At 72.4% G+C, this 17,341-nt stretch carries 14 protein-coding genes; 11 read left to right on the forward strand and 3 right to left on the reverse strand.

Translation table 11 applies throughout. From position 1 onward, the window contains the following. The first annotated feature begins 70 nt into the window (after positions 1-70). Together ADK36_RS26240 and ADK36_RS26245 are read left to right on the forward strand one after the other, a co-directional pair. Positions 71-637: a GNAT family N-acetyltransferase gene (locus ADK36_RS26240; protein ID WP_048584626.1), complete on the forward strand. Its 567-nt coding sequence runs from the start codon at positions 71-73 to the stop codon at positions 635-637. Positions 638-726: 89 nt separating this feature from the next. Continuing rightward, positions 727-2,430, forward strand: coding sequence for a proline--tRNA ligase (locus tag ADK36_RS26245; protein ID WP_048584627.1), 1,704 nt, complete (start codon positions 727-729; stop codon positions 2,428-2,430). 495 nt (positions 2,431-2,925) lie between these two features. Here ADK36_RS26245 and ADK36_RS26255 read toward each other — a convergent pair whose 3' ends face one another. The 3 genes from ADK36_RS26255 to ADK36_RS26265 are packed head-to-tail and all read right to left on the reverse strand — an operon-like array spanning position 2,926 to position 4,902. Further along, a complete protein-coding gene (locus ADK36_RS26255; protein ID WP_048584629.1) occupies positions 2,926-3,825 on the reverse strand; it encodes an aminoglycoside phosphotransferase family protein in 900 nt (299 codons plus the stop codon). 34 nt (positions 3,826-3,859) lie between these two features. Beyond that, positions 3,860-4,339 (reverse strand): ferritin-like domain-containing protein, encoded by a 480-nt coding sequence (locus tag ADK36_RS26260; RefSeq protein WP_053199310.1) that lies wholly within the window; start codon positions 4,337-4,339, stop codon positions 3,860-3,862. Further along, the gene (locus tag ADK36_RS26265) at positions 4,336-4,902 is read right to left on the reverse strand and encodes a hypothetical protein (RefSeq protein ID WP_053199312.1); all 567 of its coding nucleotides are present in this window, start codon (positions 4,900-4,902) and stop codon (positions 4,336-4,338) included. Before ADK36_RS26265 ends, ADK36_RS26260 begins: the two co-directional genes overlap by 4 nt. A gap of 221 nt (positions 4,903-5,123) precedes the next feature. Here ADK36_RS26265 and rimP point away from each other — a divergent pair, with 221 nt between their 5' ends. The 9 genes from rimP to ADK36_RS26310 all read left to right on the forward strand — a co-directional run bounded on the left by rimP (position 5,124) and on the right by ADK36_RS26310 (position 17,281). After that, positions 5,124-5,639 carry a ribosome maturation factor RimP gene (rimP, locus tag ADK36_RS26270; RefSeq protein ID WP_048584632.1) on the forward strand — a complete coding sequence of 172 codons (516 nt, stop codon included), beginning with the start codon at positions 5,124-5,126 and terminating at the stop codon, positions 5,637-5,639. 2 nt (positions 5,640-5,641) lie between these two features. Then, entirely contained in the window at positions 5,642-6,628 is a 987-nt protein-coding gene (nusA, locus tag ADK36_RS26275; protein WP_030054478.1) for a transcription termination factor NusA, read from the forward strand. 102 nt (positions 6,629-6,730) lie between these two features. Next, positions 6,731-7,027 carry a YlxR family protein gene (locus tag ADK36_RS46670; protein ID WP_078916515.1) on the forward strand — a complete coding sequence of 99 codons (297 nt, stop codon included), beginning with the start codon at positions 6,731-6,733 and terminating at the stop codon, positions 7,025-7,027. A 146-nt stretch (positions 7,028-7,173) separates the two neighbouring features. After that, positions 7,174-10,296, forward strand: a complete 3,123-nt coding sequence (gene infB, locus ADK36_RS46675) for a translation initiation factor IF-2 (RefSeq protein ID WP_078916516.1) — start codon at positions 7,174-7,176, stop codon at positions 10,294-10,296. 216 nt (positions 10,297-10,512) lie between these two features. Next, on the forward strand, positions 10,513-10,809 hold the full coding sequence (locus ADK36_RS26290) for a DUF503 domain-containing protein (protein WP_048584635.1): 297 nt from the start codon (positions 10,513-10,515) through the stop codon (positions 10,807-10,809). 48 nt (positions 10,810-10,857) lie between these two features. Beyond that, entirely contained in the window at positions 10,858-11,313 is a 456-nt protein-coding gene (rbfA, locus tag ADK36_RS26295; RefSeq protein WP_048584636.1) for a 30S ribosome-binding factor RbfA, read from the forward strand. Next, on the forward strand, positions 11,310-12,215 hold the full coding sequence (truB, locus tag ADK36_RS26300) for a tRNA pseudouridine(55) synthase TruB (protein ID WP_053199316.1): 906 nt from the start codon (positions 11,310-11,312) through the stop codon (positions 12,213-12,215). Before rbfA ends, truB begins: the two co-directional genes overlap by 4 nt. Positions 12,216-12,738: 523 nt before the next feature. Continuing rightward, positions 12,739-16,197, forward strand: coding sequence for a S1 family peptidase (locus ADK36_RS26305; protein ID WP_053199318.1), 3,459 nt, complete (start codon positions 12,739-12,741; stop codon positions 16,195-16,197). A gap of 133 nt (positions 16,198-16,330) precedes the next feature. Continuing rightward, positions 16,331-17,281 carry a bifunctional riboflavin kinase/FAD synthetase gene (locus tag ADK36_RS26310; RefSeq protein WP_048584639.1) on the forward strand — a complete coding sequence of 317 codons (951 nt, stop codon included), beginning with the start codon at positions 16,331-16,333 and terminating at the stop codon, positions 17,279-17,281. Positions 17,282-17,341: the final 60 nt, after the last annotated feature.

Here is a 17,341-nt window from a genome sequence, read left to right on the forward strand (position 1 = left end):
CGCGTGAGCGCGAACAACCCCCGCGACCTGCAGCCGAACGACGACCCTGAGTCCCCTGTACGCTCCCCACATGCGCCTTCCCGGTCACGCACACCGCCGCCAACCAGACGACATCGTGATCGGCTCCCTGGACCTCTCATCCCGCGTCGACGAGGCCCTCGCGGTCCAAGCCGTAGCCTTCGGCTTGGGCCCCGACGAGGTTGCCGTACGCCGCCAAATCGTCCTGCGCCACATGACCTACCCCGGCGCCCGCGCCCTCGGCGCCACCACCGCCGGGCGCCTCGTCGGGTTCGTGTACGGCATGCCGAACGACCGCACCCACTGGTGGTCCACCGTCGTGGAGCCGTACCTCCGGGCCCAGGGCTACGACGACTGGCTCGACAACTCCTTCGTCATCACGGAACTGCACGTCCTCCCGCAGTACCAGAACCGCGGCGTCGGCCGTTCCCTCATCACCACGATCACGGACAGCGCCGCCGAACCCCGCTCGATCCTCTCGGCGATCGACATCGAAAGCCCGGCCCGCGGCCTCTACCGCTCGCTCGGCTACCAGGACCTCGCCCGCCAGGTCCTGTTCCCGAGCGCCCCCAAGCCGTACGCCGTGATGGGCGCCCCTCTGCCGCTCCGCCGCCGGTAGGGGCAAGACCTCGGCTAACCGATTTCCACCGCCCCGTACCCCCCGGCTAACCTCCTGCCATAACCCAAACCAGCAGGAGTACGAGAACCATGGCGAACGCACCGGTCCAGCGCATGTCCCAGTTGATGGCGAAGACGCTGCGCGACGACCCGGCGGACGCCGAGGTCCTCAGCCACAAGCTGCTCGTCCGGGCCGGCTACGTCCGCCGCACGGCGGCCGGCATCTGGTCGTGGCTGCCCCTCGGCAAGCGGGTCCTCGCCAACGTGGAGCGCATCGTCCGCGAGGAGATGGACGCCATCGGCGCCCAGGAGGTGCTGCTCCCCGCGCTGCTGCCGCGTGAGCCGTACGACGCGACGGGCCGCTGGGACGAGTACGGCCAGGAGCTGTTCCGCCTCAAGGACCGCAAGGGCGGCGACTACCTGCTCGGCCCGACCCACGAGGAGATCTTCACCCTGCTGGTGAAGGACCAGGCGTCCTCCTACAAGGACCTGCCGGTCATCCTCTACCAGATCCAGCACAAGTACCGTGACGAGGCCCGCCCGCGGGCCGGTATCCTGCGCGGCCGCGAGTTCCTGATGAAGGACTCCTACTCCTTCGACACCGAGGACGAGGGCCTCGCGAAGTCCTACGCCCTGCACCGCGAGGCGTACCAGAAGATCTTCGCGCGCCTCGGCCTCGACTACCGCATCTGCGCCGCCACCGCCGGCGCGATGGGCGGCTCCAAGTCGGAGGAGTTCCTCGCCCCGGCCGGTGCCGGCGAGGACACCTTCGCGGACTGCCCGAACTGCGACTTCGCGGCCAACACCGAGGCGATCTCGTACGAGTTGAAGCCGGTGGACGCCGACGGCGTGGCCGCGCTGGAGGAGATCCCCACCCCGGACACCCCGACCATCGAGACCCTCGCGGCCCACCTCGGCGTCCCCGCCTCCGCCACCCTCAAGAACCTGCTCGTCAAGGTCGACGGCGAGATCGTCGCCGTCGGCGTCCCCGGCGACCGCGAGGTCGACATGGACAAGGTCGAGGCGCACTTCGCGCCGGCCGTCGTCGAGATGGTCACCGAGGCGGACTTCGCGGCCCGCCCCGACCTGGTCCGCGGCTACGTCGGCCCGCAGGGCCTGGGCGAGAAGGTCAAGTACATCGCCGACCCGCGCGTGGCCCCCGGCACCTCCTGGATCACCGGCGCCAACAAGGACGCCACGCACGCCAAGAACGTCGTCGCGGGCCGTGACTTCGAGGTCGGCGAGTACGTCGACGTCGTGGTCGTCCAGGAGGGCGACCCCTGCCCGAAGTGCGGCACCGGCCTCAAGCTCGACCGCGCCATCGAGATCGGCCACATCTTCCAGCTGGGCCGCAAGTACGCCGACGCCCTCAAGCTCGACGTCCTCGGCCAGAACGGCAAGCCGGTCCGCGTCACCATGGGCTCCTACGGCGTAGGCGTCTCCCGGGCGGTCGCGGCCCTCGCCGAGCAGACCGCCGACGACAAGGGCCTGTGCTGGCCCGCCGAGGTCGCTCCGGCCGACGTCCACGTGGTCGCCGCGGGCAAGGCCCTCCAGACCGAACTCGCCCTCGACGTCTCCGAGAAGCTCTCCGCGGCCGGCCTGCGCGTCCTGTGCGACGACCGTGCGGGCGTCTCGCCGGGCGTGAAGTTCACCGACTCGGAGCTGATCGGCGTACCGCAGATCCTGGTGGCCGGGCGGCGCGCGGCCGAAGGTGTCGTCGAGCTCAAGGACCGCAGGACCGGTGAGCGCGAGGAGCTGACGGTGGACGAGGCGATCGCCCGCCTCACCGCGTAAAGGATCTCCTCAGAGAGTTCTACGGGGCACCAAAGGCGCCTCACAGCTTTCACTCAGGCCGTTCCTCGACCGTAGGACGTGACACAGCGTCACTACGGAGGGGAACGGCCTTGAGAACCAGGGAGCGGGGTGCCGCGGCGTCGGTCCGCAGAGGAGCACAGCGCACCGCGGCGGTCGCCGCGGCGGCCGAGCCCTCCACCACATCGTCGACCCCCCGCACCGGCCTGCCCGTCCGCTCGCCCTGGCGCACGGTCACGGTGGCGGCGGCCACCTGCGCCGACGCCAACGCGGCGAGCACGGCGGCGCTGGTGCAGGGCGCGGGTGCGGAGCGGCTGACCGGGCTGGGGCTGTCCGGGCGGCTGGTGAGCCGGGAGGGCCTGGTCATCACAACGCCGGGCTGGCCCACTGACCCAGGGGCGCGGGGCTGTATCGATGTGCGGCTCCGCCGCGTGGGCGCGACAAGCCCTCACTCACCCGCAGACAGAACACAACCCTCTAAAGCCACCCGGCGAACTCCAGCAACAACTCGGCATCCCTCGGCCGCCCAACCCTCAGCGCCCGAACCCCCGACTCCACGGCCCGGAACAACGTCCACCCCCGCAACCGCTCCTGATCCACCTCCAACGACTCCGCGAGCCGCTTCACCCGCCGCCGGGTAATCGCCGCCCCCGACGGCGAGGCAATCAGATCCTCCACCCGATCCCGCACCAGCCGAGCCAGATCAAAGGCGCACTCACCCACCACCGGATCCGGCCCCACCGCCAACCACGGCATCCGCTCCCCGGCCAGCACCTTGCTCTGCCGAAACGTCCCGTGGAGCAGCCGATCCTCAGGCGGCGCCGCCAACAACTCCGCACGCGCGGCCACCGCGGCGTCGACCAACCCCGCCACGTCACCGAAGCCCGACGCGGTCGCCCGCATCGCCTCCGCCTGCCGGCCCGTCCGCTCGGCGACGGTCTCGAAGGAGTGACCGGCGGGCGGCTCGACCCACAGCCGCCGCAGCGTCCCCGCCGCCTCCAGCAACGCCTTCGCCTCGGGCAGGGACCGCACCGACACATCCGGGTGGAGCCGCTCCAACAGCAGCACACCCTCGGTCACGAAGGGTTCGAGAAGCTGTACGGCGCCCATCCCGCCCCAGTGCGCGAGAGCGCCCCGCTCGCTCTCGGGGCGGGACCGGGGCGGGGCCAGCTTGAGCACGGCGGGGGTGCCGTCAGCGCGCCGCACCAGCACCACCAGGCTGCTGCGGCCGCCCGGCACCTGCACCCGCTCAACGGTCAACTCGCGTAGCGCGACGGCCTGGTGGGCCGCCTCCGGCAGCTTCTCCAACCAGTCGTCACCGTCCGGTGCCGTCTCACCGAGCGCCCTGACCAGACGCTGCGGCGGTTCGAAAGCCATGCGCGAGTTGTTCCCTTCCGCTACTCCCGTTACGTCACGCGGTCGGCGACGCCGACGCGGTGCCCGCCCGCTCGGCGAGCCCAGGGAAGGCTACGCTCTCGCCCCGCCAGCGCACCGCCCGCACCGCCGCCTCGCGCAGTGCCTCGGCCGCCGTACCCCGCAACTCACCCTCGGCTGCCCGCACCAGGTCGGAGTACACCCCGGCCACCCGGTCCTCCAGACCGGCGGCGAACCGGACGGCCGCGGCCGAGTCCGGCACCGGGAACGGCAGCGCGTACGCGGCGCTCGCGGCGACCGGCTCGGCGTCCAGGTCGCGCACCTCGCGCGCCAGCGCGTCCCGCCGCGCCCGGTGCGCCTCATACGCCGCGCGTGCTTCAGAGCGCTGTTCCGCACGGATCCGGCCGCCCACGACGCCGTACCCGTACACGGCGGCGTGCTCGGCGGCGAGGGCCGCCTGAAGGGCCTTCAGCTGCTCCGTCCTGCCCTTGTTGTCCTTCTTGCCGGTCTCGCTCACTTGGCCCCCTCCGTCAGCAGGTACGCATGCGCCGCCCCGGCCGCCGCCACGGAGGCCAGCAGCCGCGCCAGTTCGCCCGGCAGGTCGACAAGTGCCTTCGCCCGGCGGTCCGCGAGCGCCCGTTCGGCGGCGGCGAGCTCGGCCAGCGCGTCCCGCTCGTTCGCGGGCACCGCGGCCGGCGGGGAGGAGGACGGCGACGGTGACTGCGCCGCGCTTCCTCCCTTCGGCGCCTCGGACGTCGTGGCAGACGGCCCGGAGGGCCCGGACGTACCCGCGCCGAACGCCTCCGCATGCCGTACGGCCTCCGCCCGCAGCGGCCCCACCAGCACCGCCAGCGCCGGATGGGCGGCCAGCACCGCGTCGTACCGCTCGACCAGCCCCTCGCTGTCCCGGGCCGCACGCGCGCGTGCCCGCTCGGCGAGCGACGGGCTGCCGCCGGTGCCGCCGTCCGAGTCCTCGGACCCGGAGGAGCAACCGACCAGCAGCGCTGCCCCGGCGACCGAGGCGAGCAGGGTTCTTCTGCGCGGTCCCGAGGGGGAGCGCGGCGGCGAGGGGTACGGCACGGCAGACGTCCTCGGAGAACTCGTACGAAGGCGGGTACGAAAGCGGTTACGGGGGTAGCTGGGCCGCAGGCCCGTGATCACCGTACCCGCGCGACCGGACGGCACCACTCATCGGCACCGCCCGCGCCCAGGTGGACGGCAACAGCCCTCGCGACCGGATACCCTTTGACCAGACACGCGACCCATCCCACAACAGCACACGCGGCCGAGGAGTCACCCGGATGAGCACCACCCAGAGCGAGAGGCTGCGAGAACTACTGGAGCCGCTCGTCAGCTCCCAGGGCCTGGATCTCGAAGAGCTCGCAGTGGACTCCGTCGGACGCAAGCGGGTGCTGCGCGTTGTCGTCGACTCCGACACCGGTGCCGATCTGGACCGGATCGCCGATGTGAGCCGTGCGCTCTCGGCGAAGCTCGACGAGACGGACGCGATGGGCGAGGGCGAGTACACCCTCGAGGTGGGTACCCCGGGCGCGGAGCGCGCCCTCACCGAGCACCGCCACTACGTGCGCGCCGTCGACCGGCTGGTGAGGTTCCAACTGGCGGAGGGCGGCGAGCTGGTGGCCCGGATCCTTGAAGTCGACGACGAAGGTCTCGACCTCGAAGTGCCCGGAGTGAAGGGCCGCAAGGCCACCAGTCGCAGACTCCTCTTCCCGGAGATCGACAAGGCGCGCGTGCAGGTCGAGTTCAACCGCAAGGACAGCAAAGACAGCAAGGACGAGAAGGAAGAGGAGGCGTAGCCGTGGACATCGACATGAGTGCCCTGCGGGGCTTGGTACGGGAGAAGGAGATCTCCTTCCCCCTGCTGGTCGAGGCGATCGAGTCGGCCCTCCTCATCGCCTACCACCGCACCGAGGGAAGCCGCCGCCACGCGCGCGTGGAGCTGAACCGGGAGACCGGCCATGTGACCGTGTGGGCGAAGGAGGATCCCGAGGATCTGGAGGAGGGCCAGGAGGCCCGCGAGTTCGACGACACCCCGTCCGGCTTCGGCCGTATCGCCGCCACCACCGCCAAGCAGGTCATCCTGCAGCGGCTGCGCGACGCCGAGGACGACGCGACGCTCGGTGAGTACGCCGGCCGCGAGGGCGACATCGTCACCGGCGTGGTCCAGCAGGGCCGCGACCCGAAGAACGTGCTCGTGGACATCGGCAAGCTGGAGGCCATCCTCCCGGTCCAGGAGCAGGTGCCCGGCGAGACGTATCCGCACGGGATGCGGCTGCGGTCGTATGTCGTACGCGTGGCGAAGGGCGTGCGCGGTCCGTCCGTGACCCTCTCGCGCACCCACCCCAATCTGGTGAAGAAGCTCTTCGCGCTGGAGGTGCCGGAGATCGCCGACGGGTCCGTCGAGATCGCCGCCATCGCCCGTGAGGCCGGTCACCGCACGAAGATCGCCGTACGGTCCACCCGCAGCGGCCTGAACGCCAAGGGTGCCTGCATCGGCCCCATGGGCGGCCGTGTGCGCAATGTCATGGGCGAGCTGAACGGCGAGAAGATCGACATCGTCGACTGGTCGGACGACCCGGCCGAGATGGTGGCGAACGCCCTGTCGCCCGCCCGGGTCTCCAAGGTGGAGGTCGTGGACATGGCGGCCCGCTCGGCGCGCGTGACCGTGCCCGACTACCAGCTGTCCCTGGCGATCGGGAAGGAAGGGCAGAACGCCCGACTGGCCGCCCGGCTCACCGGCTGGCGGATCGACATCCGTCCCGACACCGAGCAGGCCGGGGAATAGATCCAAGCCGTAGGTCGCTTAGATCACGTCAGGTTACTGCGCGGCAACTGTTCGAATCCTCCCCCAAAGGGGTGGGGCCGGTACGGGGAGGTAGACTTAAGAGTGTCTGGCCGGACACGCGTCCGCGCATGCCCTGAACGCACCTGTGTGGGGTGCCGGGAGCGAGCGGCCAAGGCTGATCTGCTGCGGATCGTGGCGATCAAGGACGAGTGCGTCCCTGATCCTCGCGGTACGCTGCCCGGCCGGGGTGCGTATGTACACCCCGCACTGGTCTGTCTCGACCAGGCGGTACGCCGCCGGGCGTTCACGCGGGCGTTGCGCGCCCCGGGAGCGCTCGACATTAAGGCGTTGCGCCAGTACGTCGAGCAGACAACAGTTGCTGAGCAGGCAACACCGTAAGAAGCGTCGTGCGGAACCCCCGCGCGGCCCTGGTACCCCGCGAGTTGGAAGTAGGTCGAGATTGCGATGAGCACTCGATGAGCACGCGATGAGTACGCCCATGAAGTAGCGACGGTCCGGACGCACCCGGACCTAAAAGGAGCGAAGTGGCTAAGGTCCGGGTATACGAACTCGCCAAGGAGTTCGGGGTTGAGAGCAAGGTCGTCATGGCCAAGCTCCAGGAACTCGGTGAATTCGTCCGTTCGGCGTCTTCGACTATCGAAGCGCCCGTCGTCCGTAAGTTGACGGACGCCCTCCAGCAGGGCAATGGAGGCGGCAAGCCCGCCCCCGCCCGCAAGGCTGCCCCGGCGAAGCCGGCGGCCCCCTCTCCGGCGCAGGCTGCCCGTCCGGCCGCCCCGCGCCCGCCGGCCCCCAAGCCGGCCGCCGCCGAGAAGCCCGCGGCTCCCGCCGCGCCGGTTACTCCCGGCCCCCGTCCCACTCCGGGCCCGAAGCCCGCGCCGCGGCCCGCCCCGGCGTCCCCGGCTCCGACCACGCCCGAGTTCACGGCCCCCCCGGCGGCTCCCGCCGCTCCGGCCGCCTCTCAGGGCCAGGGTTCCGGCCCGCGTCCGGGCGCCCCGCGTCCGGCCGGCCAGGCGCCGCGTCCGGGTGCTCCGCGTCCGGGTGGCTCCGGCCAGGGCGGCCAGGGCCGTGGTGACCGCGGTGACCGTCCCGGCGCTCCGCGTCCGGGTGGCGGCGCCCCGCGTCCCGGCGGTCGTCCGGCCGGTCCCCGTCCGGGCAACAACCCGTTCACCTCTGGTGGCTCCACCGGCATGGCGCGCCCGCAGGCGCCCCGTCCGGGCGGTGCCCCGCGTCCCGGCGGCCAGGGCGGCCCCGGTGCTCCCGGCGGCGCCCCGCGTCCGCAGGGCCAGGGTGGTCCCCGTCCCCAGGGCGCGTCGGGCGGTCCCCGTCCGCAGGCTCCGGGCGGCGCGCGTCCCACCCCGGGCGGCATGCCCCGTCCGCAGGGCGGCGGTCCGCGTCCCGGCGGCGGCCCCGGCGGTCCGCGTCCCAACCCCGGCATGATGCCGCAGCGTCCCGCTGCCGGCCCGCGTCCCGGCGGCGGTGGCCCCGGTGGCCGTGGTCCCGGTGGCGGCGGTCGTCCCGGTGGCGGCGGCGGTCGCCCGGGTGGCGGCGGCGGCTTCGCCGGTCGTCCCGGTGGCGGCGGCGGTGGCGGCTTCGCCGGTCGTCCCGGCGGTCCCGGTGGCGGTGGCGGCGGTTTCGCCGGCCGTCCGGGTGGTCCCGGCGGTGGCGGCGGTGGCCGTCCCGGCTTCGGCGGTCGTCCCGGCGGTCCCGGTGGCCGTGGTGGCACGCAGGGTGCCTTCGGTCGTCCCGGCGGTCCCGCGCGTCGCGGCCGTAAGTCGAAGCGGCAGAGGCGCCAGGAGTACGAGGCCATGCAGGCCCCGTCGGTCGGCGGCGTGATGCTGCCTCGCGGCAACGGCGAGTCCATTCGCCTGTCGCGCGGTGCGTCGCTCACCGACTTCGCGGAGAAGATCAACGCCAACCCGGCGTCGCTCGTCGCGGTCATGATGAACCTCGGCGAGATGGTCACGGCCACGCAGTCCGTCTCCGACGAGACGCTGCAGCTCCTCGCGGGCGAGATGAACTACACGGTTCAGATCGTCAGCCCCGAGGAGGAGGACCGTGAGCTGCTCGAGTCCTTCGACATCGAGTTCGGCGAGGACGAGGGCGACGAGGAGGACCTGGTGGTCCGTCCGCCGGTCGTCACCGTCATGGGTCACGTCGACCACGGTAAGACCCGACTCCTCGACGCCATCCGCAAGACGAACGTCATCGCGGGCGAGGCCGGCGGCATCACCCAGCACATCGGTGCCTACCAGGTCTCGACCCAGGTCAACGACGAGGACCGCGCGATCACCTTCATCGACACCCCGGGTCACGAGGCGTTCACCGCCATGCGTGCCCGTGGTGCCCGGTCGACGGACATCGCGATCCTGGTCGTCGCGGCCAACGACGGCGTCATGCCGCAGACGGTCGAGGCGCTCAACCACGCCAAGGCGGCCGACGTCCCGATCGTCGTCGCGGTCAACAAGATCGACGTCGAGGGTGCCGACCCGACCAAGGTGCGCGGTCAGCTCACCGAGTACGGGCTGGTGGCCGAGGAGTACGGCGGCGACACGATGTTCGTCGACATCTCCGCCAAGCAGGGGCTGCACATCGACTCCCTGCTGGAGGCCGTGGTCCTCACCGCCGACGCCTCGCTCGACCTGCGGGCCAACCCGAACCAGGACGCGCAGGGCATCTCGATCGAGTCCCGTCTCGACCGCGGCCGCGGTGCCGTGGCGACGGTCCTCGTCCAGCGAGGCACGCTGCGGGTCGGCGACACGATGGTCGTGGGCGACGCCTACGGTCGCGTGCGCGCCATGCTCGACGACAACGGCAACAACGTCGCCGAGGCGGGTCCGTCGACGCCGGTGCAGGTCCTGGGTCTCACCAACGTCCCGGGTGCGGGCGACAACTTCCTGGTGGTCGACGAGGACCGTACGGCCCGTCAGATCGCCGAGAAGCGTGCCGCCCGTGAGCGCAACGCGGCCTTCGCGAAGCGCACGCGCCGTGTGTCCCTGGAGGACCTGGACAAGGTGCTGAAGGCCGGCGAGATCCAGCAGCTGAACCTGATCATCAAGGGTGACGCTTCTGGTTCCGTCGAGGCGCTCGAGTCCTCCCTGCTCCAGCTGGACGTCGGCGAAGAGGTCGACATCCGCGTCCTGCACCGCGGCGTCGGTGCGGTCACGGAGTCCGACATCGACCTGGCGATGGGCTCGGACGCCATCGTGATCGGCTTCAACGTCCGTGCGGCCGGTCGTGCCGCGCAGATGGCCGAGCGCGAGGGCGTGGACGTCCGGTACTACTCGGTCATCTACCAGGCGATCGAGGAGATCGAGGCGGCCCTCAAGGGCATGCTCAAGCCGGAGTACGAAGAGGTCGAGCTCGGTACGGCGGAGATCCGCGAGGTCTTCAAGTCGTCCAAGCTGGGCAACATCGCGGGTGTTCTCATCCGCTCCGGCGAGGTCAAGCGCAACACCAAGGCGCGCCTGGTCCGCGATGGCAAGGTCATCGCGGAGAACCTCAACATCGAGGGTCTGCGTCGCTTCAAGGACGACGTCACCGAGATCCGCGAAGGCTACGAGGGTGGTATCAACCTCGGAAACTTCAACGACATCAAGGTCGACGACGTCATCGCGACGTACGAGATGCGCGAGAAGCCGCGGGCGTAAAGCCGACGGTTCGTGCTGGCCGACGGGACTCCGGTCCTGTCGGCCAGCGCGCCGTTTGCGGAGAGTGCCCGACCGGTGTGCGGAGTGCCGGGCTCCACGGTCTACGGAGCGTAATATCCGTCGATCGTCCCGGCCCCTTCGTTGTACGGTTCTGGTGTCCCTGCCTCACGGATGGCAGGGCCATCGATCCCGTACCGGCGGGTGAACCGGTTACACATGTATGTGGGGACGCTGTCCTTCGACCTCCTCCTCGGCGACGTACGGTCGCTGAAGGAGAAGCGCTCCGTCGTCCGCCCGATCGTCGCCGAGCTCCAGCGCAAGTACGCGGTGAGCGCGGCCGAGGTGGACCACATGGACCTCTACCGGCGGGCCGGGATCGGCATCGCCCTGGTGTCCGGCGACGCCGGTCACCTCACCGACGTACTGGACCGGTGCGAACGGCTGGTCGCCGGGCGTCCGGAAGTGGAACTGCTGTCGGTGCGACGGCGCTTCCACGGTGACCACGACGACTGACGACCAACAGCCAAGAACGTAGAAGAAGAAAGAACGGGAGACGGACCAGTGGCCGACAACGCGCGGGCGAAAAGGCTGGCGGACCTCATCCGAGAGGTGGTGGCCCAGAAGCTGCAGCGCGGGATCAAGGACCCGCGGCTCGGCTCGCACGTCACCATCACGGACACCCGCGTCACGGGTGACCTGCGGGAGGCGACCGTCTTCTACACGGTGTACGGGGACGACGAGGAGCGCGCGGCCGCGGCCGCCGGACTGGAGAGCGCCAAGGGCGTGCTCAGGTCGGCCGTCGGGGCGGCCGCGGGCGTGAAGTTCACGCCCACCCTCGCCTTCGTCGCCGACGCCCTGCCGGACACCGCACGCACCATCGACGACCTCCTCGACAAGGCGCGCCAGTCCGACGAGAAGGTGCGCGAGGCGTCCGCGGGCGCGAAGTACGCCGGCGAGGCGGACCCGTACCGCAAGCCGGGCGCCGAGGACGAGACGGACGGCGACACCGCGGAATGACGCAGAAGCACACCACGCCCGACGGCCTTGTCATCGTCGACAAGCCGTCGGGCTTCACTTCGCACGACGTGGTCGCCAAGATGCGCGGCATCGCGCGCACCCGCCGCGTCGGGCACGCCGGCACCCTCGACCCCATGGCGACGGGCGTACTCGTCCTCGGCGTCGAGAGGGCGACCAAGCTCCTCGGTCATCTGGCCCTGACCGAGAAGGAGTACCTGGGCACCATCCGTCTGGGCCAGACCACGGTCACCGACGACGCCGAGGGCGAGATCACGGGGTCGGTCGACGCCTCGAAGGTCACCCGTGACGGCATCGACGCCGGGATCGCCAAGCTGACCGGCGACATCATGCAGGTGCCGTCCAAGGTCAGCGCCATCAAGATCGACGGCGTGCGCTCCTACAAGCGGGCCCGGGAGGGCGAGGAGTTCGAGATCCCGGCGCGGCCGGTCACCGTCTCGTCCTTCTCGGTGTACGACGTCCGGGACGCCGTCGCCGACGACGGCACCGCCGTACTCGACCTGGTCGTGTCGGTGGTCTGCTCCTCCGGTACGTACATCCGCGCCCTCGCCCGTGACCTCGGCGCCGACCTGGGCGTCGGCGGCCACCTCACGGCGCTGCGCCGTACCCGGGTCGGGCCGTACAAGCTGGACTCCGCCAGGACGCTGGACCAGCTCCAGCAGGAGCTGACGGTGATGCCGCTCGCCGAGGCCGCCGCGGCCGCGTTCCCGCGCTGGGACGTCGATGCCAGGCGTGCCCGGCTGCTCACGAACGGGGTCCGCCTCGACATGCCCGACGAGTACGCGGGTGCCGGTTCCGTCGCGGTCTTCGGCCCCGAGGGCCGCCTCCTCGCGCTCGTGGAGGAACACAAGGGCAAAGCCAAGAGCCTGGCCGTCTTCGGCTGAGGCGCCGGGCACCTCTGTCCGGTGCCTGCCCGTGGAGCGGCGGTCACGGGGTCGTGCCCGCCGCTCCACGGTCCCCCCTCGGTTCCCCCACCCCTAGGGTGTATCCAGCGACGCCCGCCTGTTCACCCGTCTGTGCAGGCGCTCGGAGTGAACCGAGGGAGCGGAAGGGGGCGCGTTCGCCGAGCGATCTGTCCCGCTGATCACATCGCGCCTACCGTCGAAAGAACAGGGCGTAGGCGGATGGGCGTGTGGACGCACGGCGGGAGGTTCGACGATGGCGGGACGGGGCCCCGGGGCGGGCGGCGACCGCCGGATGCCGGAGGGGACGCGGACTGCGGGGGATGCGTGGGGCACGCGGGATGCCGGGTGGGGCGTTCGGGACCTGGGGGACGCATCGGGTCCCTGGGCCGCCCCGGACGGCCTCGGTGGGGCCGGGCGGGACGCCGGCACCGCTCCTGAAGGCCGTGGCGGTGAACGCCCGGACGGGGACGGCCTGGGCGCCCGGGTCCGCGACGAAGCTCTGGTGCGCATTCACGACCCGGCAGGACGGCCCCGTGGCCTCGGCTTCGTGGCCGACCACCGCGGCACGGTCGTCACCAGCCATGAGGTCGTCGACGGGCTGTCCCGGCTGGTGCTGCGCTCCGCCGGGGGTGACCGCGGCTGTGAGGTGCCCGCGACCGCGGTGACCCCGTTGCCCGACCTCGACCTGGCCCTCGTACGGACCGATGGGCTGGGCGTGGAACCGTTGCCGGTGACCGTGCGGGACCGGGTCGAGACCGGTGCGTACGTCCGGATCGCGGCCGGTGGCTGGCGGGAGGCGCGGGTGCTGGGCGCGGTGTCCGCCACGTACCCGGCGAGGAACCGTGTCCATCGTCTCGACGGCGCCCTGGAGCTGGCGATCGGCACGGCCGGCCGGGACGCGCTGCGGCTGGGCGGCGGGGCGGCCGGAGGGCCGGTACTCGATGCCGGTACCGGCGCCGTCGTGGGCGTCCTCGGCACGTCCCTTCAGTCCGGCCGGCACGATGCCGTCCTCGCCGTCCCGCTGAACCCACCTCCCGACGGCCCGCTGGCCGCGCTGCTCGCCGAGAACGCGGCGACCGTGCCGGCGTACGGCGCCGACCTCAACCCGGGAGGCGTACTGGAGCTGACGGCCACGTCGGTCGGGCAGGACGGCCCGCCCGGGGCGCCGACGAGCCAGGGTGGACGGACCGACGTCGGGGGAGCGGGCGCGGTGACCCCGGTCGAACGGGCCTCGACGGCACGGGAGTTCAGCGCCTTCACCGAGAGCCGGGCTTGCGTGCTGGCCCTGGTCGGGCGCCCCGGCAGCGGTCGTACGACGGAACTCGCGGCCCTGGCCGCCCGCCGGCACCGCGGCCCCGAAGCGGCTCCCACGCTGTGGCTGCGCGGCGCAGACCTGAAGGGCGACGACACCTCGGTCGCCGACGCCGCGCGCCGGGCCCTGGCCCGAGCCGCCCGCATCGTGGCGGCGTCGGCCTCCTGCGACCCCGCCGCCCTGGGCGACACGACCCCGGAACGCCTGGCCCACCTCGCCCGCGCCGCCGGCCGCCCCCTGCTGCTCCTCCTGGACGGCCCGGAGGAGATGCCCCCCGTCCTGGCCCACCGCCTCACGGAGTGGACCGAGGGCACGGAGGAGTGGCTACGGGTGACGGGGGCGCGGCTGGTGGTGGCGTGCGGGGCGGAGTACTGGGAGAGGGCGGGCGCCGAGTTCCCGGAGGACCTGCTCTACGGCTCCGCCGACCGGACCGCGCCCGGGACGTCCGGGTCGTTTCCGGCCTGCGTACCGCTCGACGACCTCACCCCCGACGAGGCACGGCAGGCCCGCGCCCGTTACGGCATCCCGGACGGCGCCCTCACCGGCCCCGATGCTCGCCACCCCCTCACCCTCCGCCTCCTCTCCGAGGTGCGCGCCGCCCTTCCCGACGCTCCGACCCCTCCCGTCGACCGCGACGACGTCCTTTCCGCCCACCTCGACCTCATGTGCCTGCGTATCGCCGTCCGCCTCGCCGTCGAGAACGGCCTGCGCGGCGCCGCCGTACGCCGCCTCGCCGCCAAGGTCTCGGGCCAGGTCCACGAGGCCGCCCGCCGCAGCCTCGGCCCGGGGCAGGGAGAGCTGGACCGGGCGTCGTTCGAGGCCGTGTTCCCGTGGGGCCAGGCGCCCGCGAGGCTCGGCGGCGGTACCGGCTGGGCCTCCGCGGTCCTCACCGAGGGTCTCCTCGTCCCCGCCGGGAACGGCTACCGCTTCGCCCACGAGGAGCTGGCCGACTGGATCCAGGGCATGCACCTCGACCTGGACGAGGCCCTGCACGCGCTGGTCCACCGCCGCCGCACCGACCCCGACACCGAGCACCCCCTCCCCGTACCGCACCACCGCATCGGTCCGGTCGTCCAGGCGCTCCTCCTGCTCCCACGGCACCAGGGCGCGACTCAACTCGCCCTGAAACTTGAGGAGTTGGCGAACGCGCTGGACGTCGACCCGCGCTCCTGGTGGGCCGCCCGGCTCCTCGCCGAGACCCTGCTGCGCGTCCCCGACGCGACGCCGTACCTGGACGTACTGCGCCGCCTCACCGACCGGATCGTAGGTCTGCGGATCCAGCAGCGTGCCGTACCCGCCGAGTTCGGCCCCGGCTTCTGGACCGCATTGCCCCTCCCGGACGGCGAGCGCCTCGACCTGCTCCGCCGCCTCGTCCTCACCGACGGCCCGCCGACCGACGCCACCGATGCCACCGACGCCGACGAGGCACGGCACCCCGGGCGGCCCCGGTACCTGGACGCCGTCGCACGTCTCCTCGCGGCCGACCCCACCGCCGTACAACGCCACCTCACCCGCTGGTTCGACGACGACCGGCCGCTGCCCGCCACCCCGCACGCGACCGTCGCCCACGCCGCCCAGGCCCTGCTCCACACGCACCGCCACCGCGCCCTCGACGACCTCACCGAGACACTCGTCGACAGCGCGCACCGCAAGGCCGACGAACTCCTCGCCGTACTGGCCGAGGAGGAACCGTCCGCGATCTGCCGGGCCGTCGACCGCTGGGCGCACGACGAACGGCCCGGGCGACGCGTCGCGGCGGTGGCGTACGGGGTGCGCGCCGCGCCCCATGCGGGGACCGAGGCGGACCGCGAGCTGCTCCGCTACGCCGCCCTCGCCGTGCTCGCCCGCCCCGAGGACTGCTCCCTGCACGGCGGCGCGCTCGCCGTCCTCGTCCGGGACCCGCGCACGCGTACCTCCCATCTTCCGCAGGCGCTGGCGCACTTCGTGGCCGCCGACCCCCAGTTGCCGCCCAGTGCCCTGGTTTTCGCGCTGGCCACCCACCCCGACCAGGTCCTCGAAGCCTTCCGTGCGCGCCTGAGCCGACCGGACGCCGGAGAGGCGCTGCGTACCCTCGCCGACGTCAGCACGCCCGGCCTCGCGCGCAGGGCCGCCGCCGTCGTACGGGACGCGGTGCGATGGCGCCCCGACACCGCCGCGGACGTGGCCGCCTACGTCGACCGGCGCCTCGACCACGGCCCCGGCGCCCGCGCCGTCCTCCTCCCGCTGGTCACCGGCCTGCTGGAGGGTGGCACGGAACCGCTGCGGGCCGCCCTGGCCGTCGTACTCGCCGCGCCCGGCACTCCCGACTCCCGCGCCCTGCGCCGCGAGCTCCTGGACTTCCTCCTCGCCCACGAACACGCGCCCGCCGTCCTCGACGCCTTCCTGCACGCCACCGTGCGGCGAGGCGGCGACCGGCCGGACGACGGCCTGCGTGACCTCGTCCACCACACGGGTCTACTCCTCGTCCGTACGCCCGACGGAGCGGCCCGCTTCGACCGCGGCCTCGTCGACCTGGGCCGCCATGTGCCCGGCTTCGCCGCGCGGGTCGCCGGCTGGCTGACCGACACCCCGCAGCAGTGGACGGCGGTGGTGGGCCCGAGCACCCGCCGGATGATCGAGAACCTGTCCGGCGTCCGAGTCCCCGCATGACCACCGCGTCGTACGTGCACCCGGTCACAGCACCCATGCCGATGCGGGCCGTGAGCGCCCGGCATGGCACCCTTAGACCTGCGTAAGAGCGTACGAGCAAAGACGGACACGGGTTCGACGAGGAGCGGTCACAGTGCAGCGCTGGCGTGGCTTGGAGGACATCCCCCAGGACTGGGGGCGCAGCGTCGTCACCATCGGTTCCTACGACGGGGTCCACCGCGGGCACCAGCTGATCATCCGGCATGCCGTGGACCGCGCCCGTGAGCTGGGCGTCCCCGCCGTCGTCGTCACCTTCGACCCGCACCCCAGCGAGGTCGTCCGCCCCGGCAGCCACCCGCCCCTGCTCGCCCCGCACCACCGCCGCGCCGACCTCATGGCCGAGCTGGGCGTGGACGCGGTGCTGATCCTCCCCTTCACGACCGAGTTCTCGAAGCTGTCGCCGGCCGAGTTCGTCGTCAAGGTCCTGGTCGACAAGCTGCACGCCAAGGCGGTCGTCGAAGGCCCCAACTTCCGCTTCGGACACCGGGCCGCGGGGAACGTCGAGTTCCTCGCCGAGCAGGGCAAGACCTACGACTACGAGGTCGAGGTCGTCGACCTGTACGTCACCGGTGACGCGGGCGGCGGTGAGCCCTTCTCCTCCACCCTGACCCGGCGCCTGGTCGCCGCGGGCGATGTCGAGGGCGCCGCCGAGATCCTGGGCCGCCCGCACCGGGTGGAGGGCGTCGTCGTACGCGGGGCTCAGCGGGGTCGGGAGCTCGGTTTCCCGACCGCCAACGTCGAGACCCTCCCGCACACCGCCATCCCGGCCGACGGCGTCTACGCCGGCTGGCTGCACGCCCAGGGCGAGACGATGCCGGCCGCGATCTCCGTCGGCACCAACCCGCAGTTCGACGGCACGGAGCGCACGGTCGAGGCGTACGCGATCGACCGGGTGGGCCTGGACCTGTACGGCCTGCACGTCGCCGTCGACTTCCTCGCGTTCGTCCGCGGCCAGGCGAAGTTCGAGTCGCTGGACGCCCTGCTGGAGCAGATGGCCGAGGACGTGAAGCGCTGCCGGGAGCTGATCGCGGCCGCCGAGCAGTAGTCAGTCGTACGACGCGAAGGGCGGCCGGTGCCATTGAGGCACCGGCCGCCCTTCGCGGTT

The organism is Streptomyces viridochromogenes (genome assembly GCF_001270495.1).
Lineage (GTDB): Bacteria > Actinomycetota > Actinomycetes > Streptomycetales > Streptomycetaceae > Streptomyces > Streptomyces viridochromogenes_A.

Coding starts and splice junctions, on each gene's coding strand:
- ADK36_RS26240 (WP_048584626.1), top strand. CDS start 71: ATGCGCCTTCCCGGTCACGCACACCGCCGCCAACCAGACGACATCGTG.
- ADK36_RS26245 (WP_048584627.1), top strand. CDS start 727: ATGGCGAACGCACCGGTCCAGCGCATGTCCCAGTTGATGGCGAAGACG.
- ADK36_RS26255 (WP_048584629.1), bottom strand. CDS start 3,825: ATGGCTTTCGAACCGCCGCAGCGTCTGGTCAGGGCGCTCGGTGAGACG.
- rimP (WP_048584632.1), top strand. CDS start 5,124: ATGAGCACCACCCAGAGCGAGAGGCTGCGAGAACTACTGGAGCCGCTC.
- ADK36_RS26290 (WP_048584635.1), top strand. CDS start 10,513: ATGTATGTGGGGACGCTGTCCTTCGACCTCCTCCTCGGCGACGTACGG.
- truB (WP_053199316.1), top strand. CDS start 11,310: ATGACGCAGAAGCACACCACGCCCGACGGCCTTGTCATCGTCGACAAG.